Source organism: Imperialibacter sp. (genome assembly GCF_040222815.1).
Lineage (GTDB): Bacteria > Bacteroidota > Bacteroidia > Cytophagales > Cyclobacteriaceae > Imperialibacter.
Genome location: NZ_JAVKCH010000019.1, coordinates 237,716 through 262,167, shown reverse-complemented (window position 1 = coordinate 262,167; position 24,452 = coordinate 237,716). Strand labels below are relative to the sequence as shown.

Annotated in this window: 19 protein-coding genes and 1 tRNA gene; 10 read left to right on the top strand and 10 right to left on the bottom strand. The window is 44.4% G+C overall.

Annotated features, from left to right (window positions below; translation table 11 throughout):
* Window positions 1–190: 190 nt before the first annotated feature.
* The 7 genes from RIF36_RS08940 (at window position 191) to RIF36_RS08910 (ending at window position 7,610) form a co-directional block, all read left to right on the top strand.
* Entirely contained in the window at window positions 191–1,102 is a 912-nt protein-coding gene (locus tag RIF36_RS08940; RefSeq protein WP_350073480.1) for an ABC transporter ATP-binding protein, read from the top strand.
* A complete protein-coding gene (locus tag RIF36_RS08935) occupies window positions 1,095–2,405 on the top strand; it encodes an ABC transporter permease (protein ID WP_350124226.1) in 1,311 nt (436 codons plus the stop codon). Before RIF36_RS08940 ends, RIF36_RS08935 begins: the two co-directional genes overlap by 8 nt.
* Before the next feature lie 63 nt (window positions 2,406–2,468).
* Window positions 2,469–3,695, top strand: a complete 1,227-nt coding sequence (locus RIF36_RS08930) for a sensor histidine kinase (protein WP_339784871.1) — start codon at window positions 2,469–2,471, stop codon at window positions 3,693–3,695.
* A 177-nt stretch (window positions 3,696–3,872) separates the two neighbouring features.
* Window positions 3,873–5,384, top strand: a complete 1,512-nt coding sequence (gene atpD / locus RIF36_RS08925) for a F0F1 ATP synthase subunit beta (protein ID WP_151996307.1) — start codon at window positions 3,873–3,875, stop codon at window positions 5,382–5,384.
* Window positions 5,385–5,400: 16 nt separating this feature from the next.
* Window positions 5,401–5,643 (top strand): ATP synthase F1 subunit epsilon, encoded by a 243-nt coding sequence (atpC, locus tag RIF36_RS08920; RefSeq protein ID WP_350085308.1) that lies wholly within the window; start codon window positions 5,401–5,403, stop codon window positions 5,641–5,643.
* 175 nt (window positions 5,644–5,818) lie between these two features.
* On the top strand, window positions 5,819–6,925 hold the full coding sequence (locus tag RIF36_RS08915; protein ID WP_350124231.1) for a glycoside hydrolase family 130 protein: 1,107 nt from the start codon (window positions 5,819–5,821) through the stop codon (window positions 6,923–6,925).
* A 19-nt stretch (window positions 6,926–6,944) separates the two neighbouring features.
* Entirely contained in the window at window positions 6,945–7,610 is a 666-nt protein-coding gene (locus tag RIF36_RS08910; protein ID WP_350124234.1) for a 3-keto-disaccharide hydrolase, read from the top strand.
* 22 nt (window positions 7,611–7,632) lie between these two features.
* Here RIF36_RS08910 and RIF36_RS08905 read toward each other — a convergent pair whose 3' ends face one another.
* From RIF36_RS08905 to RIF36_RS08895, 3 genes are all read right to left on the bottom strand, one after another.
* Window positions 7,633–7,989, bottom strand: coding sequence for a helix-turn-helix domain-containing protein (locus RIF36_RS08905; RefSeq protein WP_350124237.1), 357 nt, complete (start codon window positions 7,987–7,989; stop codon window positions 7,633–7,635).
* A gap of 121 nt (window positions 7,990–8,110) precedes the next feature.
* Entirely contained in the window at window positions 8,111–10,036 is a 1,926-nt protein-coding gene (locus RIF36_RS08900) for an AAA family ATPase (protein ID WP_350124239.1), read from the bottom strand.
* Window positions 10,037–10,427: 391 nt separating this feature from the next.
* A tRNA-Asn gene (locus tag RIF36_RS08895) sits at window positions 10,428–10,501 on the bottom strand.
* 244 nt (window positions 10,502–10,745) lie between these two features.
* Here RIF36_RS08895 and RIF36_RS08890 point away from each other — a divergent pair.
* A complete protein-coding gene (locus RIF36_RS08890; protein ID WP_350124242.1) occupies window positions 10,746–12,212 on the top strand; it encodes a Do family serine endopeptidase in 1,467 nt (488 codons plus the stop codon).
* A gap of 81 nt (window positions 12,213–12,293) precedes the next feature.
* Here the strand turns inward: RIF36_RS08890 and RIF36_RS08885 are convergent, their stop codons facing one another.
* Both RIF36_RS08885 and RIF36_RS08880 read right to left on the bottom strand, forming a co-directional pair.
* Window positions 12,294–12,758, bottom strand: a complete 465-nt coding sequence (locus tag RIF36_RS08885) for a Dps family protein (protein WP_350124245.1) — start codon at window positions 12,756–12,758, stop codon at window positions 12,294–12,296.
* A 163-nt stretch (window positions 12,759–12,921) separates the two neighbouring features.
* Window positions 12,922–13,464 carry an inorganic diphosphatase gene (locus RIF36_RS08880; protein ID WP_151996299.1) on the bottom strand — a complete coding sequence of 181 codons (543 nt, stop codon included), beginning with the start codon at window positions 13,462–13,464 and terminating at the stop codon, window positions 12,922–12,924.
* 200 nt (window positions 13,465–13,664) lie between these two features.
* On the opposite strand from RIF36_RS08880, the gene RIF36_RS08875 reads away from it, so the two are divergent.
* Both RIF36_RS08875 and RIF36_RS08870 read left to right on the top strand, forming a co-directional pair.
* On the top strand, window positions 13,665–13,991 hold the full coding sequence (locus RIF36_RS08875; RefSeq protein WP_151996298.1) for a PadR family transcriptional regulator: 327 nt from the start codon (window positions 13,665–13,667) through the stop codon (window positions 13,989–13,991).
* 11 nt (window positions 13,992–14,002) lie between these two features.
* On the top strand, window positions 14,003–16,693 hold the full coding sequence (locus tag RIF36_RS08870) for an ABC transporter permease (RefSeq protein WP_350124248.1): 2,691 nt from the start codon (window positions 14,003–14,005) through the stop codon (window positions 16,691–16,693).
* 175 nt (window positions 16,694–16,868) lie between these two features.
* On the opposite strand, the gene RIF36_RS08865 is transcribed toward RIF36_RS08870, so the two are convergent.
* From RIF36_RS08865 to RIF36_RS08845, 5 genes are all read right to left on the bottom strand, one after another.
* Window positions 16,869–17,180, bottom strand: a complete 312-nt coding sequence (locus RIF36_RS08865) for a hypothetical protein (protein WP_350073459.1) — start codon at window positions 17,178–17,180, stop codon at window positions 16,869–16,871.
* A gap of 119 nt (window positions 17,181–17,299) precedes the next feature.
* Entirely contained in the window at window positions 17,300–17,929 is a 630-nt protein-coding gene (locus RIF36_RS08860; protein WP_350124251.1) for a response regulator, read from the bottom strand.
* Window positions 17,926–19,626 (bottom strand): sensor histidine kinase, encoded by a 1,701-nt coding sequence (locus RIF36_RS08855; protein WP_350124254.1) that lies wholly within the window; start codon window positions 19,624–19,626, stop codon window positions 17,926–17,928. Before RIF36_RS08855 ends, RIF36_RS08860 begins: the two co-directional genes overlap by 4 nt.
* Before the next feature lie 94 nt (window positions 19,627–19,720).
* On the bottom strand, window positions 19,721–22,216 hold the full coding sequence (locus RIF36_RS08850) for a PAS domain-containing sensor histidine kinase (protein ID WP_350124257.1): 2,496 nt from the start codon (window positions 22,214–22,216) through the stop codon (window positions 19,721–19,723).
* A 220-nt stretch (window positions 22,217–22,436) separates the two neighbouring features.
* Window positions 22,437–24,356 (bottom strand): sensor histidine kinase, encoded by a 1,920-nt coding sequence (locus tag RIF36_RS08845; protein WP_350124260.1) that lies wholly within the window; start codon window positions 24,354–24,356, stop codon window positions 22,437–22,439.
* Between the last annotated feature and the right edge of the window lie 96 nt (window positions 24,357–24,452).

Genomic DNA, 24,452 nt, shown 5'->3' with positions numbered 1-24,452 from the left:
CAGAGCAAAGAAAAATCAAGCTTTGCAGAGATAGATGTGAAATTGGAGCAAGAACCGACCAAATCCATCGATTACCTTTTGGTAAACTTTCTATTCCAGTGCTAATTTCCTTTTCCCTTTCTGTAATAAACCCAGTAGCTTCATTACTAATATTTTAAATTCAATCAGTCAACCCAAACTACTATAAGCCTTGAACATTCTTGTTACAGAACACATCCACAAGAGCTTTGGCGATTTCAAAGCGCTGGATGATGTAAGCATCACCATTCCCGAAAACACCATCTTCGGACTGCTTGGCCCAAATGGTGCCGGCAAAACCACCCTTATTCGCATCATCACGCAAATCCTTATGGCCGACCAGGGCAAGGTCATGTTTCATGGTCGGCCGCTGGAGCTGGAAGATGTGCATCGCATTGGCTACCTGCCAGAAGAGCGGGGTCTCTACAAAAAAATGAAAGTGGGTGAGCAACTGCTTTACCTGGCACAGCTCAAGGGAATGAGCAAAGCCGAGGCCTCCAAAAAGATAAAAGCCTGGATGGAGAAATTCGACATCATCAGCTGGTGGGGCAAAAACGTGGAAGACCTTTCCAAAGGCATGGCGCAAAAAGTGCAGTTTATTGCCACCGTGTTACATGAGCCATCTTTAATAATTCTCGATGAACCTTTCTCCGGCTTCGACCCTGTGAACGCCAACCTGATCAGAGATGAAATCCTTGAAATGAAGAAAAAGGGCATCACCATTATTTTTTCTACCCACCGCATGGAATCTGTGGAAGAGCTTTGCGACCACATTGCACTCATTAATAAATCGAAGAAAATACTCGAGGGGCCAAAGAAAGACATCAAGGAAACCTACAAGTCCAACACGTTCAATGTGCTCCACCATGGCAAAGTAAATGGGCTGCCCGCAGACTTTGACACTTTAAGTACTGAGGAAGTGGAAGGAGCCATTCACTCGACCATACAGATCAAATCGGCTCTCGGGCCTAACGACTTACTCAAGGCACTCATCAGCCAGGTGGAAGTGCATGAGTTTGTTGAAAAAATACCCAGCATGAACGAAATTTTTATCCAAAAAGTACAGGAGGGCGGCCATGAATAAGATATCACTCATTATAGCGAGAGAATACATCACCAGAGTGCGCAAGAAGTCATTTCTTGTTATGACCATCGTAGGCCCACTGCTTTTTGCCTTGCTTATCATCGTGCCCACCTGGCTTGCTACCAGAGACGGTGATGAAAAGGTCATTGAGGTCGTTGATGAATCGGGCTTATTTGAGAGTGTGCTTACCGACACAGACGAGATCAAATATTCATTTGTCAAAGAAAACCCCGATGAACTCAAACAGTCGCTGGAGGGCAGCGAATATTACGGATTCCTGTACATTCCTAATATCGACATCGACAACCCACAAGGCATTCAGTTCTATTCCACATCGAAACCAAGTTTAAGTGTCATTGGCGATTTGGAATGGGGCATCAGGCAAAAAATTGAAAATATTAAGCTGGAAAAATCAGGTCTCGACAAACAAGTGCTCGACAACCTGAAGGCAAACGTCGACATTGCCACCATCAGCATCACCGACCAGGGCGAGCAGGAAAGCAGTTCTATTGCCGCTACCGGCATTGGTTACATTTCCTCATTGCTTATTTACTTCTTCATTTTCTTTTTTGGTGCCCAAATCATGCGTGGCATTATCGAGGAAAAAACCAGCCGTATCATTGAAGTAATTATCAGCTCTGTGAAGCCTTTCCAACTCATGATGGGGAAAATAATCGGAGTTGGCGCCGTTGGGCTTACACAGTTTTTGCTCTGGACACTCCTTACTTTTACTATTACTACGGTGCTCAGCAGTGTGTTTGGTTTCGAACCACAGGCTGCAAATAGCATGGTGAACGCCCAGCCTGGCGTGGCAGAAGTGCAGGCAGCAGCTGCTGATCAAAATGAGTTCGCTAAAATCATGGGTGCCATCGGATCCATCAACATCCCGCAGGTGCTCTTCTTTTTTCTAATTTATTTCCTTGGCGGATACCTCCTTTATGGGTCGCTGTTCGCAGCCGTAGGTTCTGCCGTCGATTCGGAGGTCGACTCTCAGCAATTTATGCTCCCGGTTACACTGCCGCTCATTCTTTCCATTGTTTCTCTGGGAGCAGTTTTGAATGAGCCGGACGGGTCTTTGGCCTTCTGGATGTCCATGATCCCGCTGACCTCTCCTGTCGTTATGATGATGCGGATACCCTTTGGCGTGCCCATTTGGCAACTCCTGCTTTCGGTTACTCTGCTAGCGGGTGGTTTCATGTTCACCGTCTGGCTTGCTGCCCGAATTTACAGGGTGGGCATTCTCATGCATGGCACCAAAGTGAATTACAAAGTGCTGGCCAAATGGTTTATGATGAAAAATTAGCGAGACAATATCTGCTCAAATTTCCCGTATCTTAGCTTTCACTTATAGCCAAAGATATTCGGAATGCAGTATCCCCTGAAAGAAGCCACTACCCTCGAGTTTTATAAGGATAACTCCAACTTCAAATGGGTAGTGGTTTTAATTGCCATCCTGATCAGCATCGGGTCTATCTACTACACCAACATAGTGGTTGAGAGCCTTAAGGAAAGAGAAAAAAGGCTTATCGACCTTTTTGCCAACACCCTGGAGTATACCGCCAATGAAGACGGTGAAGCCAACCTCACCTTCATTTTTGACGAGATCATTGTAGCCAACAACTCAATCCCGGTAATTATAGCAGACGAATTCGGCATCCCCTCGCAGTCGAAAAATGTTAAAAAAGCCGACGAAGCAAAAACGGAACGGGAACGGATAAGAATTCTGGCAGAAACACTGAAGGACATGGAGAAAGACCATGAGCCCATTGTGGTTACGCTGCGTAACAAAAACAAAAACTACGAAATAACAGGCTACAACTATATTTACTACCAAAACTCAGACCTTCTCAAGCAGCTCACCTATTACCCTTACATACAGCTGTCAGTTATTTTCCTCTTCGGGCTCATCGCCTACATTGCCTTCAACTCGTCCCGCTCCGCCGAGCAAAACAGGGTGTGGGTGGGGCTGGCCAAAGAAACGGCCCATCAGCTGGGCACGCCACTCTCCTCGCTCATGGCATGGGTGGAATATTTCAAAACAGACGACCGCTTCAAAGATTCGGATATCATTCCTGAGCTCAACAAAGACATCGAAAGGCTGGAAATGATCACGTCCAGGTTTTCAAATATTGGTTCGGTACCTCAGCTCAACGAAGAAAACCTCTACGACGCCTTAGAGGAAACCATCAATTATCTGCAAAAAAGAGTGTCCACCCGGGTAAAGTTTATTCTCAGCGCTTTCCCCAACAAAGACATCAAAGCCGACATCAATAAGCCCCTGTTTGCCTGGGTGGTGGAAAACCTTTGTAAAAACGCCGTGGATGCCATGAGTGGCACTGGCACCATCGAAATCAAAATCCTGAAAGCCAACGAAGGCAAAGTAATGGTCGACATCAGCGACACGGGAAAAGGAATCCCTAAATCAAAAATCGGTTCTGTGTTCCAGCCAGGATACACCTCCAAGAAAAGAGGCTGGGGACTTGGACTAACATTGGTAAAGCGAATTATTGAAAATTATCACACAGGAAAGATTTTTGTTAAATCATCTGAGCTGGACAAAGGAACCACGTTTCGCATCGTTTTGAAAGTTTAGTTGAGAAAGGCAAAATCGCCTCTCGAAGCCTCATTCTAAGTGGTTCACGTATAAGCTGAAAAGAATTCAAATTCTTTGGAATCAAGATGGAAATCAAACTTGGCTTTAAAGGATTATTGGTTTAATTTTGCACTTCGAAATTCAAAGTGACATAATTCTTATAACACTCACAAAATAATGGCGAACACCGGAAGAATAACCCAGGTAATTGGACCCGTCGTTGACGTTAGTTTTGAAGGCGAAGGCTCCAAACTGCCCGAAATCCTTGATGCCCTTAAGGTTACCAAAGAAAATGGCCAGGTAGTAATCCTGGAAGTACAGCAACACCTGGGCGAAGACAGGGTTCGTACTATTGCCATGGACAGTACAGATGGTTTGAGCAGAGGGATAGTAGTAACAGATACTGGCGCTCCTATTTCTATGCCCATCGGCGATGATATCAAGGGTCGTTTGTTCAATGTAGTTGGTGAAGCCATTGACGGCATCAGCCAGCCTGAAGGCAAAAAGAGGCTTCCTATTCACCGTTCTGCTCCAAGGTTCGAAGACCTTTCAACTTCTACAGAAGTGCTTTTCACAGGAATCAAAGTAATCGACCTTATCGAGCCTTACTCAAAAGGAGGTAAAATTGGTTTGTTCGGTGGTGCCGGTGTGGGTAAAACAGTATTGATCCAGGAGCTGATCAACAACATTGCCAAGGCCTATGCAGGTCTGTCGGTGTTTGCTGGTGTTGGTGAAAGAACACGTGAAGGAAATGACCTTTTGCGTGAAATGATTGAATCTGGTATTGTAAACTATGGCGACGACTTCCTTCATTCCATGGAAAAAGGTGGTTGGGATCTTAGCAAAGTAGATAAAAAGAAATTACTTGAGTCGAAGGCGACTTTCGTGTTTGGCCAAATGAACGAGCCTCCTGGAGCCCGTGCAAGAGTGGCTTTGTCAGGTCTTACCCTGGCTGAGTACTACCGTGACGGTGATGGAACAGGCAAAGGAAAAGACATTCTTTTCTTTATCGACAATATCTTCCGTTTCACCCAGGCTGGTTCTGAGGTGTCTGCCCTTCTTGGTCGTATGCCTTCTGCGGTAGGTTACCAGCCTACACTGGCTACCGAAATGGGAGCTATGCAGGAGAGAATTACTTCTACAAAAAATGGTTCTATCACATCGGTGCAGGCTGTTTACGTACCTGCGGATGACTTGACTGACCCTGCTCCGGCAACTACCTTCTCTCACCTTGATGCCACCACGGTACTTTCAAGAAAGATTTCTGAGCTGGGTATTTATCCTGCCGTGGATCCTTTGGATTCTACGTCAAGAATTCTTTCAGCTGACATCGTGGGCGAAGAGCACTACAGATGTGCGCAAAACGTGAAAGAAATTCTTCAGCGCTACAAAGAACTTCAGGATATCATCGCCATCCTTGGTATGGATGAGCTTTCTGACGAAGATAAGCAGGCTGTATCAAGAGCTCGCCGTGTGCAGCGTTTCCTTTCCCAGCCTTTCCACGTAGCCGAGCAGTTTACAGGTATCCCTGGCCAGCTTGTTGACATCAAGGACACTATTAAAGGTTTCAATATGATTATGGCTGGTGACGTCGATCACCTTCCTGAATCAGCGTTCAACCTGAAAGGAACTATTGAGCAGGCTATCGAAGCTGGCGAGAAAATGTTGGCTGAAGCTGCTAAAGCATAATCTGAAACCGTAGAACATGTATTTGGAAATTATCACACCCGATCGTAAAGTGTTTGAAGGAGAAGTTGATGCTGCTACTTTTCCCGGCAGCGACGGCTCTTTTCAGGTGCTGAACAATCACGCACCTATTATCAGCTCTTTGGCGAAGGGAGATTTAATATACAAAACCAAAGAAGGATCAAAAATCCTTCTTGTTGATGGTGGCGTGGTGGAGGTAAGGAACAATCATGTGATTGTTCTTGCAGAATCCGTGGAATAGATCATCATAGCAAATAATAAAAGCCCCTGATAGCCCTTGTTGTCAGGGGCTTTTTTCATTTTAGCCGATCTCAGACACCCTTGTTGTGGGCGGAGTTACCATTTTCCAGGCATTCAAACTTAGTGTTAACTATTTAGACTACTTTTATCAACACATTACACTTACCTACTTGCTCATGAAAAGAATTTTGTTTCTACTGGCTCTTGGGCCTTTTCTACTCGCCGGCTGCACCTCCAACCAGCCAGCTACCCCCTGGCAAATTGGCCCCTTTGTCAAACAGGATGCTGCCAACCCCATCTTAACTGCGCTCGATAGCACAGCTTTTTTCTGTCCAGTGAGAATGGACAGCGTGTACTGGGAGGCGAAAGACGTATTCAACCCAACGGCACTGGTAAGAAATGGAAAAGTGCATTTGCTATACAGAGCAGAAGACAAGGTTGGAAAATACGCCGGCACCTCCCGCATTGGATTGGCCGTCAGCGATGATGGTATTCACTTCGAAAGGATGCCAGCCCCCATTTTCTACCCCGAAAATGACGAGCAAAGCAAATATGAGTGGGAAGGTGGCTGCGAAGACCCAAGGATTGTTGAAAGCGAAGACGGCACCTACTTTATGACCTACACGGCCTATGACGGGGAAATAGCACGGCTGCTGGTGGCTTCTTCTAAAGACCTGGTGAGCTGGACAAAATATGGCCCCGTCTTTCAATCAGCCGAAAATGGAAAGTTCCTTGACCTTTGGTCGAAATCAGGGGCTATCGTTACAAAAAGAGACGGAGATAAATTTGTTGCTACCAAAATCAACGGCAAGTACTGGATGTACTGGGGCGACACCAACATCTACCTGGCCTGGTCCGACGACCTCATCAACTGGACGCCGGTAACAGATGAGGCGGCTGGAGTAACCGACTACAAACTGAAACCCATATTTGGCCCCCGGCCGGGCAAGTTTGACAGCGACCTGGTAGAGCCGGGCCCACAGGCTTTCGTCACCGAACAGGGTATTCTCCTCATCTACAACAGCAGAAATTATGGAGAAAACCGGACGGCTGATTTGGCAGACGGCACCTACTCCGCAGGACAAATACTTTTTGACATCAACGACCCATCTAAAGTGGTAAGCCGCTCCGACGATTACTTTATGACACCCGATAAAGACTATGAAATCACCGGCCAGGTAAACAATGTGTGTTTTCTGGAAGGGTTAGTGAATTTCAAAGGCAAATGGTACTTATATTACGGAACCGCTGACTCAAAAATTGCCGTAGCGGTAAGTGAATAAAAATCTAATAGAACCGACGATGAAAAGACTAGCACTATCACTGGCTATTGCTGCTTTCAGCACTGCTGCATTTGCCCAAAACAAACTCACCAAAGAAGAAAAAAAGGACGGCTATATGCTCCTTTTTAATGGAAAAGACCTCTCTGGCTGGGTTGGCAATAAGCAAGATTATGTGGCGGAAAATGGCACAATTGCAGTGAAAACAGATGCGGGTGGAAGCGGTAATCTTTATACTGAAAAGGAGTACGCTGATTTCATCTTTCGTTTCGAGTTCAAGCTCACCCCTGATGCCAACAACGGCCTGGGCATCCGCACCCCACTGGAAGGCGATGCTGCTTATGTGGGTATGGAGCTGCAGATATTAGACAACACTGCCGAAATGTACTCCAAACTCCAGCCCTATCAATACCATGGCTCTGTTTATGGGGTTATCCCGGCTAAGCGTGGTTTTTTAAAGCCTGTTGGCCAGTGGAACTACGAAGAAGTTGAAGTGAAGGGCAACAAAGTGAAGGTGACGCTTAATGGCGAAGTAATTGTGGATGGCGACATCGCCGAAGCCAGCAAGGACGGCACCATGGATCATAAAGAGCATCCAGGTCTGAAAAATAAGAAAGGTTACATAGGCTTTTTAGGCCACGGCTCGGAGTTGTATTTCAGGAACATCAGGATTAAGGAGCTTGATTAAAAAGCTTGCCACTAATCAAATCTCAGGACAATAGAACCTCCGCCGGGATATTAAATTCCTTGTGAAATAGCTTAGCCAATTCCAGGGTTAAAGGCTTTCGTTTGTTCAAAAGTGAGGAAACATGCCCTTTGCTGCCATACTTTCCCACCAAATCTTTATTCCTGAGGCCGAGCTCTGACATTTTTAACCTGATAGCATCTATGGGGTCAGGTAATGGGACTGGAAAGTGTTCATCTTCAAACTGCTTAATAAGGAGCAAAGCAACTTCCACCTTTTTGCCAGCTGGGGAATCTGGAGCCACCTTTCCGTCAAACATTTCATCCACCCATTCAAGATAGGCTTCATATTCAGCTTCGCTTTTTATCACCGCCAATTCCATCCTATTTCCTTTTAAATTGCACAGTTGCTACGTCTATTTTGTCATACTCAGTATGAGTGCCAAACCACTTGACCTGTTCAAGGTGAAGAACTATATTAACTTAAATCTGACATCAAGCTTTCTATCTGCCGACTTCTTGATCCAATATCGCACGTATAGATTTGCCCAAATGAAAAGTTTCGAAATCAAAGCCCGAAGAGGTAAAACTATACCCACGGTTTGATATAAGCTTCTTTGCTTCCTTTCCTGGCACCCACCAAAACAACTCCTTTTCCAAAACAGCATTAATTAGTGAATCCATTTTTCTCTTCAACCCGTCATAGTCAGCCATAGCAATGTCAACAAGTTCAACTTTCCTCCTAAACTCTTGATGCACCTCTTGCAAATACCCACTCTTCTCAACACTAATTCTGTTTAACCGGATTGAGCTTATTATCGATTTTAAGAACGTATTGAAATATTCAGCTGAGATAACAGAAACATTACTTCTCAAGAATTTAGTATATTCAATTTTTGACAGTTTTGTGCCATCTACCTGTGTCCAGTGGCCCAAGAGTTCTTCCATCAAATACAGATTTTCTATCTCCCAAAAGTTGAAAAAGTACTGGTTTGGTTTTCCAGACGGAATATACATACCATCCATCCCAGTTAGAATATCAATGAACTTCTCCAGTTCTAACTCTCCCCTTATATAAGCTTTCAAGCGGGACTTGAACCATATGTCTCCATCTTGAATCCCTATCGCCCCTACTTTGGAAACCCTCAATATTTCCTCGAAAACACCTGTAAATGAGTCGCTTTGGTCAACATTTCCACTGCTTCCGATCGGAATTACATTTGGGCGGTTTTCGGGATCAAAAAACTTAACAAGAAATTCTTTGTGATTCAAACCTTCCTTACCTTGGTTTTCAATAAAGATATTGACCCGTTTAGAGAGCATCAGAGGCGAGAAGGCTACTCCGTTGTTAACTAGGGAGTTTATTAAATCAACGTCTCTCTTTGAATTACTTACCTTTCTTTGCTGATCAAACGTTATAAGGTTTGCCAGCTGTGCCTTCTTAGTCACAAGCTTTTCAATCAAAGGTGTGGAGTGTGTTGCTATTACTATTATACTTTCTGGATGTGTCAAAGATAGTTCGAACAAATAATCTGCCAGAGTTTGTGTCATGTCATCATGCAAGTGAATTTCTGGTTCATCGAAGCACACCACGTCAGGGCCTACTTCTTTTGCGGAGGTGAGTGCGAAGATGAGATTTAGAAGCACCGACTCACCAGTACTAATATCTTCAGACTTTATGTAATTATTGTCATCCATCAATGACATAGAAATTCGTCCAGACCTCGTTATCTCTTGATGATTGATCGTAATTCTTTTGTTTGTTTTATGTAAAAAGCGACCCAACTTGCTATTAACCGAATCTTCAAGTTCTTTTATTCGTGACTTGAATTCATTTCCCCCAAAAAGCTCCAGCATCCTGTTTCTTATAAATTCTGACATCGAATGGACTGGTTCTTCCATCAACGAGTGAGCCTTGTTGTCGTGCTCAGCAGAAAAGAAATTGGACATGATATTTCCTGACATTTCTATCTTGTCTCTCGCTAGATTACTTCTTACCAGTTGGTGCTTTAACTGACTTGACGTCGCCGATATTTTAAAACTTTGCCTGAGACTTTCTGGAAAATTTATTAGGTTATTCACCACGTCTTTTTTTTCTTGTTTTGTGAACGAAAGCTCTACTTGACCATGCTTTCCTCTCATACAATACTCGACAATGCTCTTAGAATGGATATTTTTCGTAGTGTTATCATTGTAGTTTCTCAAAAAATTTTCGCAAAATTCAATAAGAAATGAGGACTCAACCCGTCCTGCCAGATCTCCGTTACCTGTGCAAATCGTCTGAATCAGAGAAAGTAAATTGGTTTTTCCACAGCCATTCCGCCCTACAAGCAAGTTGATTCCAGGTCTCAATGTCAAAGGTTCCTCATCCTTGAGTCGAATTCCTGAGTACCCTACCAGCTTAGAAATAACTAAATTTTGACTATTCATTGGAGATTGGGATCATTAAAAAGAAAAACTACGCCTGAAGACAGCTCTCCTGTCGTTTCAAATTAAAGGGTAATTATAATGAATCGCAGATATAAATACATCTACAACCCAAATCCAACTCAATTGCTATTAAATGAAATTTTGGTCACCCATTAAGAAAGTTCACCCTGTATTTCTGGAGATTGCATTTTGGCATAGAGACTTTGCCCGTACCTAAAGAAGCAAAAGATCCAAGAGGGGCGCATTGAACCAGTTTTGCTTTTTTATTTAACCACACACCAATCATTCAATCCCCAGGAACACAGACTGATCCATATAAACGCTGTGTATCAAAGCCTCAACCTTCCTAAACGCAAAAAAGCCATCATTCCTGATGGCTTTTTTACTTCCGCTCCTCCTCTTGGGCTCGAACCAAGGACCCTCTGATTAACAGTCAGATGCTCTAACCAGCTGAGCTAAGGAGGAATTTTCTGGTTCCAATTAACTTACCAAAAGAGAGGCTCGTCAAATGGGAATGCAATATTAGCAGGTTCATTTTAATTGTGCAAAAACAGCGGCCATATTTTCCGTATTCACTCATATAATTTTTTGTGCCAACAATCTGCTATTTTAGCTAGCGGAACACAATGCCTGTTAAAAAACGTTAACGTAGCATCACAGACGATCCTATTTCGTTACACTAGTGTTAACTGACTAAAAAAACCGAGTTATGAATAAAAGACAGATTTATGTAGCGATGCTATTCTCCTCTCTTTTGAGTGCGATGATAGCTATAGGCGGGTATCAACTGCTAAACAATCAGAATGATGAGTTTTCGTCATTCGAAGACCGTCAGAATGTAAGGTTCTCCAATTTCCTCGACACAACCAGTGTGGTGGTGCCGGAAGGACTTAATTTTGTATACGCTGCCAAAGCAGCTACACCAGGTGTGGTGCACATCAGGTCAAAATACACCTCTACACCCACTGCCAGCAACAATCAATTTGACCAATACTTCCAGGACTTCTTTGGTAACAGGGGGCAAAGACCTCCATCCGGTGCCAGCGGCTCAGGTGTGATCATAGCCGACAATGGCTACATCGTAACCAACAACCACGTGGTGGAAAATGCCTCAGAGGTGGAAGTGCTTATGAATGATAACAGAACTTTTGATGCGAAAGTGGTGGGCACTGACCCAACAACTGACCTTGCGCTATTGAAAATTGAAGGTAAAAACCTTCCATTCGTAAAGTTTGGAAGCTCCGAGCATATCAATGTTGGCGAATGGGTACTGGCCATTGGCAATCCCTTCGAGTTCAGGTCAACTGTAACGGCTGGTATTGTGAGCGCCACCGGCAGAAACATCAATATACTTCGTGACCCCAGCAATAGAAACCTGCAAATCGAGTCGTTCATACAGACAGATGCTGCTGTTAACCCAGGTAATAGTGGCGGCGCATTGGTCAACCTTCGGGGAGAGCTTGTAGGTATCAACACAGCGATTGCTACCCACACCGGTTCCTATTCAGGCTATTCCTTTGCTGTGCCTACCACACTTGTGAAAAAAGTGATGGATGACTTAAAAGAATTTGGAGTAGTTCAGAGAGCTCTTTTGGGAGTTAATATCGTGGATGTAAATTCTGCGCTCGCTGAGGCAAGAGGACTCAATGTGTTGAAGGGAATTTCTATTGAAAATGTTAACCCCAACAGTGGCGCTGCCGACGCCGGCCTTGAAAAAGGTGATGTGATTATCGCCATTGATGGGAAGACAGTGGACAACGTTGCCAAGCTACAGGAAAAAATAGCCGTTAAAAGGCCTGGCGACAAAGTGGAAGTTGGTTACATAAGAGATGGTAAAGAAAACTCTGTGATGGTAACGCTGAAAAGCACTTCCGATTCCATTGAGGTTGTGGAAGCCAGAAGCTCTTTCTCAATAGAAGGAAGTAACTTTACAGATGTGAGCAGGGAAGAAATGCAAACCCTAAAAATCGATGGCGGTGCGAAAGCCACCGAAGTGAACGACGGTAAATGGAAGGAAGCCGGTGTTCGTGCTGGTTTCATCATCACCAATATCGACAAAACCACCATCAGAAATATTCAGGATTTGGCAAGAGTGATGGCCAACAAAAGAGGTGGAACACTGATTGAAGGTGTTTATCCCGATGGAACGGAGGCTTTCTACGGCATAGGCTGGTAGTGACTGAGACATTTTTCATTTAAACAAAAAAGGGTTCATGTCGCATGAACCCTTTTTTGTTTAACACATACTCCAGAGTTTTTACTTCAACCAACTACTAAGCATCCAGATGGTCTTTTCCTGTTTGGCCAGCAAGTCGGATATGAGAGAGTTAGTGCCTTCATCATTCGCTTCGGCACTCTGATCCAGAATAGGCCTTTCCAAATTCACAAGCTCGATATACTGCTCAAGAATGCTCTCAACAGCAGTTCTTGCCTCGCTTACTTCAGTCACCTCTCTGATTTTGCTCTCCTTCAGATACTGACTGATAGAGTGCAAAGGCACACCGCCAATTGTGAGAATTCTTTCAGCAATTGCGTCTACGTCTTCTGCGGCCGCTGTGTAGTATTCTTCAAATTTTTCATGCAGCCCAAAGAACTTCTCTCCTTTGATGTTCCAGTGAAAGCCCCGCAGGTTTTGGTAAAACACCTGATAGCTGGCAAGCAAACTGTTCAAAGCCTTTACTTCACTCGCAGCAACATCTTCATCTATTCCTATGTAATTCATGATACTGTTGGTTTAAATTGTTATCCTTTTACAGTTAGATAACATTCAAAACCACGCAATAGATCACTCAAACTGATTGTTATTGTCGATCTGACTATAGGTATTGTCTATGGAGATTAGCACGAAAGCGAATTAACAAAATGAAGTGCTTGCAGTAGCTTCTTCAAGCTTTCCTGAACTTAATTTTGTAGTCCTGGATTGCTTTTTCAACGATTTCTATTGCCACTTTTTTATCCATAAAGTCGTGCACCACTACAGTTTTGTGTTCCAACTTTTTGTAGTCTTCGAAAAAATTCTGGATTTCATTTTTGAAGTGATCGGGCAACTCACTGATGTCATTGTAATGGTTCCAGCTCATATCGTGCTGAGCAACGGCAATGATTTTATCATCCGCCTCGCCCTGGTCGAGCATGCGCATCACACCAATTACTTTGGCAGGCACTATGCAAAGAGGAACCACTTCGATTTGCGACAACACCAGGATATCCAATGGATCCTTGTCATCACAATAGGTTTGAGGGATAAACCCGTAGTTCGCTGGATAGTAAACTGAAGAATAAAGCACCCTGTCGAGCATCAGTAAACCGCTGTCCTTGTCCAGCTCGTATTTGGCTCGGCTGTTTTTTGGTATCTCAATGATCCCATTAATGATTTCGGGTGCCTTTTCGCCAAGACTTACGTGGTGCCAGGGATTAAATCTATCCATAGTTATTGATTGATGTGTAAGTAAAGGTAAGCATCTGTCAGCAGAATTCGCAACTACTCAAACCGGCAAACAGTGAGCATGCACACTTGAGCTGTAAACTCAAAATCAAATGGCGGCAAATTGGTTTTTTCACTTTTTCCTTACAAAAGTGAAACATATCATCGTCGATTCAGTATATTACTTACAATACTGAATAAAATATGGAAAATCTAAAGTTGGGCAATTTTGAAGAAATCGTGCTGTTGCTTGTTGGCGTGTTGTACAATGGCGCCTACTCCGTTGCCATTGTAGAAGAGTATAAAAAACAAACCGGCAAGAGCATCAATATCAGCGCCATCCACACGGTATTGTACCGACTGGAGGAGAAGGGCTTCCTGGAATCGAAACTAGGCGAGGCAGGTGACTTTAGAGGAGGCAAGCGCAAGAGACTGTTTTATCTCACACCATACGCACGAAAGGCTCTGGAAGAAATTGCTTCACTCCGGGAGCAACTGCGCAGTCAAATTCCAGCCATTTCCATACAATAGTTTCCCAGGCCATGAGTCACGAAAAAAATTTCCCGCCACCACTAGCTCTAAAGTTTTTCCGCTGGTACTGCCGCAAAGACAGGCTGGAGGAGCTGGAGGGCGACCTGGAGGAAAGCTTTTATGCCATGCTGCATGCTGGCAAAGCGCCCGGGCTGGTCAAGCTGATCTATTGGTGGAACGTGATCAGGTGTTTTCGAAGCTATGCATTTAAACGTTCGGCCACCTATCGTTCAACAAATACCTATGCCATGCTAACCAACTACCTGAAGGTCATCCGCCGAAACTTCTCCAAACAAAGAGCCTACGCCCTGCTTAATATCGGCGGTTTGGCGATTGGCTTTGCCGCCTTTATCCTAATTGCGATCTACCTGCATTTTGAAACAGGTTTTGAAAACTTCCACACAAAGTCGGATCAGATCTACAGGCTTACCGTCCACTACACATCACCCAGCGGCTACGACACCCACTTCGCCAGAGTAGATACCGACTGGATCAACGGAATTCCCGAAGAAATTCCTGAAGCAGAGAAGCTCATCCGCTTTCAGAACCACGAGCCTAAATTTGTGCGAATTGGAGAAGAAAAATTCAGGCAGGACAATGCCTTTGTTACAGACAAAGATGTCTTTGAGGTGTTCAACTTTCCTCTTGCAAAAGGTGACACGAAAACGGCCCTGGCTGAGCCGCTTTCCATTGTGATATCAGAAGCCGTTGCCGAAAAGTATTTTGGAAATGAAGACCCGATGGGCAAAGAAATATTCATCACTGGCTATTGGTCTACTGACGAAACCGTCTATAAGATTACGGGCGTGATGAAAAACCTGGCGTCCAATACCCACCTCCCCGTTGATATGTTGATTTCCTTTCGGAACGAAGCCGAAAGGTCATGGTGGGCCTATACCTACGTATTGTTTCAGGAGGGTACCAACATGGTGTCTGTTCAGGAAAAGCTGGAAGCAATGGCTATAAAGATAAACGGAGACCAGGCGCTCCAGGGCACAGAGTTTGTCTTTCAGCCTTTGAGCGACATCCACCTCCATTCAAATCTGGCCCGGGAAATAAAGCCCAACGGTTCTATTTCCTATGTTAAAATATTCTTGCTGGTCGCCATACTTATATTGGCGTTGGCTGTGATCAATTTCATGAACCTGACCAGTGCCATGTCCATTGCCCGGTCAAAGGAAATTGGCGTCCGAAAGATACTTGGCGCCGAAAGTCAGCAGATAGTTTTTTACTCATTGACCGAATCTGTGCTATTCAGCATGGCGGCAGCAGGGCTTGGTTTGATCCTGGCCTTTTTGGTTTTACCTGTTTTCAGCGAACTAACAGGCACCGAAAACCTTTTATCCCCTTTGGCGCTCGTTGCTGTTTTGCTCGGCGTAGCGGTAATTACCGGGCTACTTGGCGGTTTCTATCCGGCTTTTGTGCTTTCTTCTTTCAAGCCTGTGAACATTATCAAAACCAGCAAAGCCTTTTCGATCGATAAAAAAACAGGACGGTTTAGTATAAAAAGAGTACTCATTAGCCTGCAGTTTGGCATATCCATTCTGCTTATCGCCAGCGCCATGATAGCCCGTCAGCAGTTCGTTTTTCTGAACGAGAAAAACCTTGGCATGGAAAAAGATCAGGTAATTGCCCTGCCTGGCGTGCCTGATACCGTAAAAGACAAATTCAAATTGTTCAAAGACAAGCTGGAGGGACAACCTGGCATCAAAGGAGTCAGCGCATGTCTTGAAGTGCCTTCCAGAGAAATACGGGATGGAGGAACAGTGACTGCGGAAGGCATTCAAGAAAACGTCGATGATGCCCCGTCGATGGATATTCAGGTAATCGATCACGATTTTATCGACGTAATGGGAATGGAGCTGCTGGCAGGCGAGCCGTTGCCAAAAAGCCTTGCCTACGAACCACTTCCTCAGCTAACCGGCGCCAACAACGATGTTGAAGAATACCTGCTCAGCAAAAGAAGGGCCTACCTCCTCAACGAAACTGCCATGCACGCTATTGGTTGGCAAAGTCCCGAAGAGGCTATTGGCAAAAATGTGGACTGGAACCAGGGCACCTATAAGCTTGCGAAGGGGCCCGTTGTAGGGGTAGTGAGGGACTTTCATCAGGAAACCCTGAAGAACAAAGTGGATCCTATCATCATGGTTTTTGAACCTTTATGGCTGCGCACGTTTTTGGTAAAACTTGAAACCAATGATGTAGCTTCAACGATGTCCGTGATAGAAGGCGCCTGGAATGAGCTTTTTCCAAAGTACCCTTTCGAGTACCAGTTTCTTGATGAGCTTTATGAGAACCTCTATAAAAATGAAAGGCAACAGCTTCAATTACTCTATCTGTTAAGCGGGCTGGCTATTACTATCGCCTTTATTGGGTTGTTTGGGTTAATTGCTTACTCGCTGAAAACAAGAGTAAAAGAGTTGGCCATCAGGAAGGTGATGGGAGCCAATTTCACCTCGCTTATCCGACTAATTGGCAAAGAATACCTGCTGGTGATGCTTGCTGGCGCAGCGCTGGCCATTCCATTGAGCTATTTCTGGGTAAGTAAATGGCTGGAGAACTTCGCCTATAGGATTGATATATCTGTGATGAGTTATTTGATTACTTTGGCGGGCATCTGCCTGTTGCTTATGGCCACAGTGGCCCTGCAAACTATCAAAACTACTGGCAACAATCCGGCAGATACATTAAGAGAAGAGTAAAAAATGGACGGGAAATTGGGCAACCTCCACCAACCGAAGAACCTATCCACCTTTTCGTCAAAGGCTGCCCGGGCAACCGTAGCGACTGCCTTTATTTCCCTAGAAGCTTACTGAAGAGGTAAAAAAAGACCGGCCTTCTGCCGGTCTAATCAACCTACCAACCAATGTTCCTGCATTAGTTATTCACTTCAGGCTTATAGTTTTTGTACGCTGGGCCTTTGAGTCCCTTTGTGTTTTTTCCTTTTAATTCATCAAGCCTAACCACTTCAAACTCTGACTTGTCAATATCCCAGTGCTTTTGGTTTTTCGCCTCTGGCCCCTTGGGTGTAGGAGTTTCTCCTCTTACCAGCAATGTGCTGCTGCCTTTATACTTTTCAGTCGGGCTGGCATTTTTGTACGCCGGTCCTTTCAAAGACTTGCTTTGTGCATTGGCACTGAAACAAATAGCCAGGCCAAGAATAAGGGTTGTTGCTGCTGCCTTTAACATAATTAGGGTGCGTTTAATGTTCATACAAATAAACGCAACAACGGCACCCCCGGCCTTCGCAAAAAATGGGTAATTGGATATGTGGAAAATACGTAATGATATGTGGAAAATACGTAACGCTAAATGAGCTTGCGCCGGTAAGCCGCATTTATCATCTCAGAAGCGTTGGCGGCACCCAGCTTTTTCATGATACGTGACCGGTGCGTTTCTACAGTTCGAACACTGATAAATAATTTGTCTGCAATTTCTTTGGTGATCTTTCCCTCGGCCACCATTTTTACAATCTCAATTTCCCTTTCTGAAAGAATAGGTGAGGGGCTTCCCGGCCCCGACATATCCTCCAGCAAAAGCTCCGATATCTTATTTTTAAAGTGCCGCTTTCCGAGGTATACCCCACGTATAGCTTCCCGCAATTCGTTTTCACTAGTGTCTTTGAGCAAGTATCCCGACGCTCCTTTTTTGAGGCTCTCCTTTACGTACTGGAGTTCCTCATGCATAGTTAGCATGATGCATTTTGTGTCAGGATATTTTTCCCTCACCAAAGGCAGAATATCGAGCCCCGATTTGTCCGGTAAAGAAATATCCAGCAGAATGATGTCCGCCCTGGTGGTTGCCAGCTGGTTCAGGAGTGCCTCGCCAGTTTCGGCCTCACCAACAATTTCAACGCTCTCTTGCGCCAGCAGCAAAGCCCTGAGGCCATTCCGAAATAGCTGGTGATCATCGGCAATAATAATTCTAATAGTACTCATGATATCGGAATTTCTATCTCTATGCCTGTTCCTGTTTCTTCTGATTCTATATAAAAAACACCGCCCATTAATCTTACCCTCTCCTCAATATTTCTGAGCCCCAGGCCGGTGAATCCATCTTTCTGCCCAACTTCAAAGCCTATGCCATTGTCCTTAATATACAATGCCAGATGATCATCGAAAACAGTGATTGAAAGTTGAATTTCGTCACACTGGGCATGCTTGATGGCATTGTTGATGGCCTCCTGCACCACCCTGTAAATATATACTTGCTTATCCTTCTCAAGTTTATAGTTGGAGTTCTCCAGCTCATTAAAAAATAAAACTTTGATCTGAGTACTGTCTTCAATGTCTGAAATAAGCTGTTCAAGAGCCTCGCTTAGTCCAAAATCCCGAAGCACAGCCGGCATCAGGTTCCTTGCCAGGCTTCGGGTCTCCGAAATAGTTCTTTCTATCAAGTCTCTTATGTCAGCACTTTCATCCATAACACCGCTCTTCTCCATTCTTAGCTTCAAAGTAGTAAGCAACGCCCCGAGCCCATCGTGCAAATCTCTGGAAATCCTCTCCCGATCTTTTTCCTGGGCTTCGATCAGTATCCTTTTGGAGTTGAGCTCCAACGCATTCTTTTCGTTGTTCAATGTAACCAGCTGATCCCGCATTTGAAGAATGGCGTTCCCCAACTCATCGTGGCTGCTCAGCATTACATAGGTCGACTCCATCTTGCCTTCACCAATATCGGAGGCAAATGATGCAATCTGCTTCAGAGAATGAATAAGCTTGTCCATCGACTGTGTGATCTGCTGCATTTCAAGCACAGGGCCAGATGGTCTGATGTCGGAAGGTAAGGTTCCCAGCGACAGTTGGTCAGCCACTCTTCGAAGTTGCACAATGGGGTTCGACAGAATTTTACCGAGAAAAACAGAAATGGCTAACGACACCGCCATCAAAATCCCGACAACTATGACCATCTTCTCTCTAATCGAATAGATAGGCCTCATGAGCTCGTCGAGGTCAATTTCTGTTAAGAGGGCCATTTTTATCCCATAAAAATCAACGGGCCGAAAAGCTCCCATCACGCCCACATCCCGGTAGTCTGTGTAGATTGTGACGTCTTCTTTGCCGCCAATGGCCGACAGCACACCGTGGCTGGGGCTCGATATGTTAGTAGGGTATTCCTGAGGGTGGAAGAGAGAGGCCGACATGAGGCGGTGTCGCTCATTAACTACGTACGACTCGCCGGTTACACCAAGCCCGGTACGCTCCAGCAGAATATCCTGGATGTCCTGCAAGCCAAAAACCAGGCGGACTTGCCTTTTCTCACTCGTGAAAAGAAAATTGTAATAGGTGGAGTCTACGTCGAGGCTGGCTACAAACCGAACCTGATTGGTGTCAAATTCGTGCAAAAGCTCAATCCGTTTTATTTCGGATATCGACTGTAGGTTTTCCACCAGGTCGGCCTCATTTACGCCATGAAGGTCGGCGTTGGATAAAATGTGATCCGCCTCTTGCTTCTTGTCTCGCAGGTGAAGCTCTATGAGCCGCCTTTTAAGAATATTAACGGCGTTTAGTTTGTCTTTTGCTCTTAAAACAAGCTCCTCTTCAAGGCTCGAATAGGTAATATTGAACACCACCAGAATAAAAATGGTGCTGAAGACAAAGAGGCAAAGGGTGAGCCATATGTTGAGCTTTAGCTTCAAGGCAGACTTGACTATTCTTGATAAGTCGCCAAGATGCAACCTTTATTTAATAATGGAAAGAGAGATTTTACACAGTGCGAGGCTTTGACTCCACTCATTTTACCTCTAAGGCATATTGCATTTCCTCCTGTTCCACCAGGCAGTTCTCCCTTGGAATAGCCACCCTGAAGGCTGTACCCTTGCCAAGCGTGCTAAACACCTTGATCGTGCCCCCCATTCTCTCCACTTGCGTTTTTACCAGGAATAATCCCATCCCTTTTCCTTCAACATGGTTGTGAAAGCGCTTATAAAGCTTGAATAGTTTACCCTCAATTTGTTTCGTATTCATGCCCAAACCATTGTCCTTCACCCACAAAACCAAGTCAGTTTCAGTCGTATATGAGGTGACCTCGAGTTCGAGAGGCCGTCTGGGATGCCTGTACTTTAGTGCATTCGTCGTAAGATTGTGAACAATTGAGTGAGCATATCCTCTGATCACTTCTAACTGAATAGATTCATCGGCTTGCACACTGATCTTTGCCCCAGACTCCTCAATTTGAAGTATGAAAGACGAAAGTACCTGCTGAATCAGGTCTTTTAAGATAAACTTTTGCTTCACCTGAGTAGAGGACTCTTTTACCTGAAGAATATCGTTCAGATCGATGAGGATTGTATCCAGTTGTTGTGCAGATTCAGTAAGATGCTTTAGTATCTTCAGGTTGTATTGGTTGAAAGCCTGCGACTTATCAAATATTTGGGTCAGTCCGAGAATGTTGACAACCGGAGCTCTCAGATTGTGAGAAACAATTTGAGTAAACTCCTGCAACTCCTTGTTGCGGCTAATGAGCTCGCTGGTTAGGCCCTGCGCCTCATTCTGAGCCTGTTTTCTTTCACTTATATCTTTTACTATAGCGACGAAATAATGTTGGTTGTTATTGCTCAAATCCCCGACCGGCGACACCGCCAAATTGATCCAAAATGACTCTCCATTCTTTTTGTAGGAAACCAAATCCTCCTGGATATAGCTTTCGCTGGTAATAGCATCAAACACTTTTGCCAATTTCCCGCTATCGGACTTTGGGCCCCTTAGCAAACTGATAGGATTCCTCTGCTCCACCTCTTCCGGACTAAATCCAGTCATTTTAGAGAATGCGTCATTGGAGTAGACAACCTTGTACATTGCATCATTTTTTTCGCAAGGCTTGTTAATAATCAACACCGCTTCAGCAATGTTTTTAACAGCTGCCTCCAATATCACACGCTGATTGTCGTGCTTCTTCCGTTCGGTAATATCTGTTTCGATTGAAATAAATCGCTCAAGATTACCCATAGCGTCAAAAATCGGAGTGATTTCAAGCGCCACCCAAATTTTTTCACCATTCTTTTTGTAGTAGACAACCTCTTCTCTAATGATTTGCCTGCCAGCAAGTTTCTCCTCAATCCTCTCCGCAACCGCACTATCCGTATCGGGCCCACTAACAGCATCCGCAGGGGATTTACCTGCTATTTCAGCAAGGGTAAATCCCGTCATCTTTTCATATGCTTCATTCACCCATGCCACCCTCGCATTGGCATCCGTTATAACTACCCCGTTATGTGTTTTACTAGCCACCAAAGAGAGCTTTTGAAGCTCAGATTCGACCAGTTTTCGGTGAGTAATATCAGTGTGAGTGCCCAGGGCTCTAACGGCTCTGCCATCACTATCCCGTTCCATCACCTTGCCCCTATTGTGTATCCATATCCAACGGCCATCCTTATGTTGCATCCGGTATTCCATATCAATCATTTCAATTTCGCCTTTGATGTGTTTTTTCATCAAATCCAGCGCTTCATCCCGATCATCTGGATGGAACAAATTCTGCCAGGCGACTTGAGATCCATCGGATTCTTTTGGAGGGTAACCTAGCATTCCTTTTAACTGATCGTTGTATTGAGCCTTCCAGGTCTTTACATCAAGATCCCAGATACCCAGTTTGGCTCCATCCACCACCATCCGTAATTTTTCGTTGCTTTCCCGGAGCTTCTTTTCCTGAACTACTTTCCAGGTTATATCCCGGCTTACACAAGTTACTCCTTCAATTCTACCACTCTTTGGACTTTTTAAAGGTTGAAATGAATTTTCGTAGCTAGCAATGCCAATAGCCACTGATATCGTATCCTGGAAAGTAAAAGTAATCCCTCTTAGTGCTTTATTATACAGCTCCTTCCATTTACTGTTATCTTCTGCCATGTCTATGGCCAGCACATCATCTCCAAGGCGACAATCGTGCCCGGAAAAAAGCTTTATGGAAGATCGAAATGCCTCATTGAAGAAAAGTAATTTGTACTCTGTATTAACTGCCCAAACCATCTCAGGGCTGTTGTTCATTATATTCCAAGCATAGCTATCACGCTGGTGTTTGGTATATGACGCTTTAGTGATGTGCACGTACCCATAAATAGCGATCATTGCCCCTGTCAATAGCAGAAGTGAAGCTTGTGTGTGCGTTAGTATATATGCAGAAACGAGAAAATCGTTGACCGACACCAACGCCAAGGCAATAAAAACAAACGCCAGAAGCGACTTCATGGGGAGGTAAGCTCCCCTCAGCAAAACTTTTATTTTTTCCATAGCAAACAACTCATAATCCTTTCGTCATTTTGAAGGATTGCAACAATAAATAATTAATAATGTTGTGAGTAATGGAAGAGAGTGATGATACAAAGATCACTATTACAACGAATCAATTGCTATGGCCGATATGTGATTTCGACCAAGTGAGGACAGCGGGGGACATAGACGCCAAATCTTTAGACAACCGAAATTGAGTGCGGGCAAAGAAAGTAAAATACTATACTTTCTTGAAGCTTATGATGAACTCCGTTCCTTTGCCTGCTTCACTTTTGATTTCCATAGAGCCTTCGTTGCTCGCAATGAATTGCTTGACCAGTAAAATACCCAGCCCGGTACCCGGCTCATTGCTGGTTCCGGGCTCGGTCAGCCTTTTGCTTACTTTATTTTGGATAGCTCTCAGCTTTTCTTCGGTCATGCCAACACCATTGTCCGCTATATGTATCGAAGTCATTGAGCTGTTTTGCGAATAATGAATCCTCACTTCACCACCTTCTCTTGTGAATTTGATAGCGTTGCTCAGTAAGTTTTGCACAATGATTTTCAGTTGGGAAACATCCGCCCGCAAGAAAATATTGGCTTGTGGTTGGTGAACCAGGCTTATATTTTTCTCCCCGGCCTGAAAACCATAAACAGCCACTAAATCCTGCACAACAGCAGTGGCATTAACTTCCTCAATAGTTGTTTGAATGCCAGAAAACTGCGCTCCTGCCCAAGTGAGCAGGTTATTGAGCATGTCAGCTACATTATCAACTCGTTTACCGAGCTCGTCAAATAATGCGTAGTCCTTGAATGCTGTTCCGAACTTTCCCTTCATCAATTCTATCGTTGACTGCATCGAAGCTATCGGACTTCGCATGTCATGGCTTATAATAGAAAGTATCAGTGAATTAGTACTATTCAATGCTTCAAGCCTTTCATTTTGCTTTTCTATCTGCTCCTTTTTCCTGGCAATGTCCTCATTTTGCTCCGTGAGTTTTACGTTGAGCCTGCTCTTTATCTTGCTATTTCTAGATAAGAGATAGGCAACGGCAATTGTGAATACCAGCACCACGGCAAAAATAATACTAGCCAGAAAGGTAACCCGAAGCTCTTTTTCCTGAACCTTGTTCTCCTGAGCCAGTTTTTGATTCTCTGCTTCATGGTACTTGACCATCAATAAGTTTATTTCTTTCTCTTTCGCTTCGCTAAGAATTGAGTCACTTAACTGCTTGTATTTTTTATGTGTTTCGAAGGCGTTTTCAAAATCACCGCTTTCAGCATAAGCCTCTGCCAGCACCCCGTAGGCTCTTTCCATGTCCCACATTGCCCCAACTCTCTCTGCATAGTCCAGAGCGTAACGTCCATGATTGATAGCTGTTACGGGTTCGTCAAGGCTAATATAGGCCTCGGCCATACCGGCGTGCGCAAAGGTGCTCTCCCAGTTGCTTTGATAATAATCCGCATTAAGCACTTTTTTGTACTGCTCGATGGCATCCCGGTACCTACCCTCGTGAAAAAAAGTAAGCGCCAGGCGATTGTTTACCATGAGCTTGATTCTTTCATTTTTGTAAACATTGCAAACCCTGATAGAAGCATCGAGATAGTGGTAGGCGCTGTCAAACTGTCGCAACTCGTCGAAAGCGAGGCCAAGGTTAAAATAATTATTCGCCAGGAGGGAGGAGTCAGTGCTGTTTTTACTGTACCAAATTGACTGCCGCTGATACTCAATCGTTCTGATCAAATCGTCCTTGCCGAGATACACCAAACTGATACCATTCAGACTTAGCGCCATCCCCTTTCCGTTGCCAATCTGCCGATGCAACACCAGAGCACTCGAGTGAGCATCGAGCGACAAATCGTAAACACCTCTAATGTAGTAGCAAATTCCCTTCTTGGTGAGGCTATTGGCGAGCCCACGTGTAAAATCCAATTCTCTTGAATACTCCTCAGCCAAACTAGAATAGTAAAGCGCACTGTCAGTGTTGTCGTACTGATAAGCTGTGGCAATGTCAATTAGAAGGTTAACGGTGGTGGTGTCCGGGTCGGTCGTTTTCCTTAATTCCCAATCACTGAGAAGTGAGTCGAGGCTTGATTGCCCGGAAGAAAAATAGGGCGCAAAAAGTATAAAAGTCAGAACCAAACATCTCGGAATCATCATCTTGGAGAACAACAATTAGCAAACAAAAAACACCATAGCCTATGCATAATTATTTAAAAAAAAGGGTAATTCAAACTAAGTGCTAACCCTCCTTAT

Bases quoted from the DNA above. Each gene is read 5' to 3' on its own strand.
- RIF36_RS08935 (WP_350124226.1), top strand. From the start codon at position 1,095: ATGAATAAGATATCACTCATTATAGCGAGAGAATACATCACCAGAGTG.
- RIF36_RS08930 (WP_339784871.1), top strand. From the start codon at position 2,469: ATGCAGTATCCCCTGAAAGAAGCCACTACCCTCGAGTTTTATAAGGAT.
- atpD (WP_151996307.1), top strand. From the start codon at position 3,873: ATGGCGAACACCGGAAGAATAACCCAGGTAATTGGACCCGTCGTTGAC.
- atpC (WP_350085308.1), top strand. From the start codon at position 5,401: ATGTATTTGGAAATTATCACACCCGATCGTAAAGTGTTTGAAGGAGAA.
- RIF36_RS08915 (WP_350124231.1), top strand. From the start codon at position 5,819: ATGAAAAGAATTTTGTTTCTACTGGCTCTTGGGCCTTTTCTACTCGCC.
- RIF36_RS08910 (WP_350124234.1), top strand. From the start codon at position 6,945: ATGAAAAGACTAGCACTATCACTGGCTATTGCTGCTTTCAGCACTGCT.
- RIF36_RS08905 (WP_350124237.1), bottom strand. From the start codon at position 7,989: ATGGAATTGGCGGTGATAAAAAGCGAAGCTGAATATGAAGCCTATCTT.
- RIF36_RS08900 (WP_350124239.1), bottom strand. From the start codon at position 10,036: ATGAATAGTCAAAATTTAGTTATTTCTAAGCTGGTAGGGTACTCAGGA.
- RIF36_RS08890 (WP_350124242.1), top strand. From the start codon at position 10,746: ATGAATAAAAGACAGATTTATGTAGCGATGCTATTCTCCTCTCTTTTG.
- RIF36_RS08885 (WP_350124245.1), bottom strand. From the start codon at position 12,758: ATGAATTACATAGGAATAGATGAAGATGTTGCTGCGAGTGAAGTAAAG.
- RIF36_RS08880 (WP_151996299.1), bottom strand. From the start codon at position 13,464: ATGGATAGATTTAATCCCTGGCACCACGTAAGTCTTGGCGAAAAGGCA.
- RIF36_RS08875 (WP_151996298.1), top strand. From the start codon at position 13,665: ATGGAAAATCTAAAGTTGGGCAATTTTGAAGAAATCGTGCTGTTGCTT.
- RIF36_RS08870 (WP_350124248.1), top strand. From the start codon at position 14,003: ATGAGTCACGAAAAAAATTTCCCGCCACCACTAGCTCTAAAGTTTTTC.
- RIF36_RS08865 (WP_350073459.1), bottom strand. From the start codon at position 17,180: ATGTTAAAGGCAGCAGCAACAACCCTTATTCTTGGCCTGGCTATTTGT.
- RIF36_RS08860 (WP_350124251.1), bottom strand. From the start codon at position 17,929: ATGAGTACTATTAGAATTATTATTGCCGATGATCACCAGCTATTTCGG.
- RIF36_RS08850 (WP_350124257.1), bottom strand. From the start codon at position 22,216: ATGGAAAAAATAAAAGTTTTGCTGAGGGGAGCTTACCTCCCCATGAAG.
- RIF36_RS08845 (WP_350124260.1), bottom strand. From the start codon at position 24,356: ATGATGATTCCGAGATGTTTGGTTCTGACTTTTATACTTTTTGCGCCC.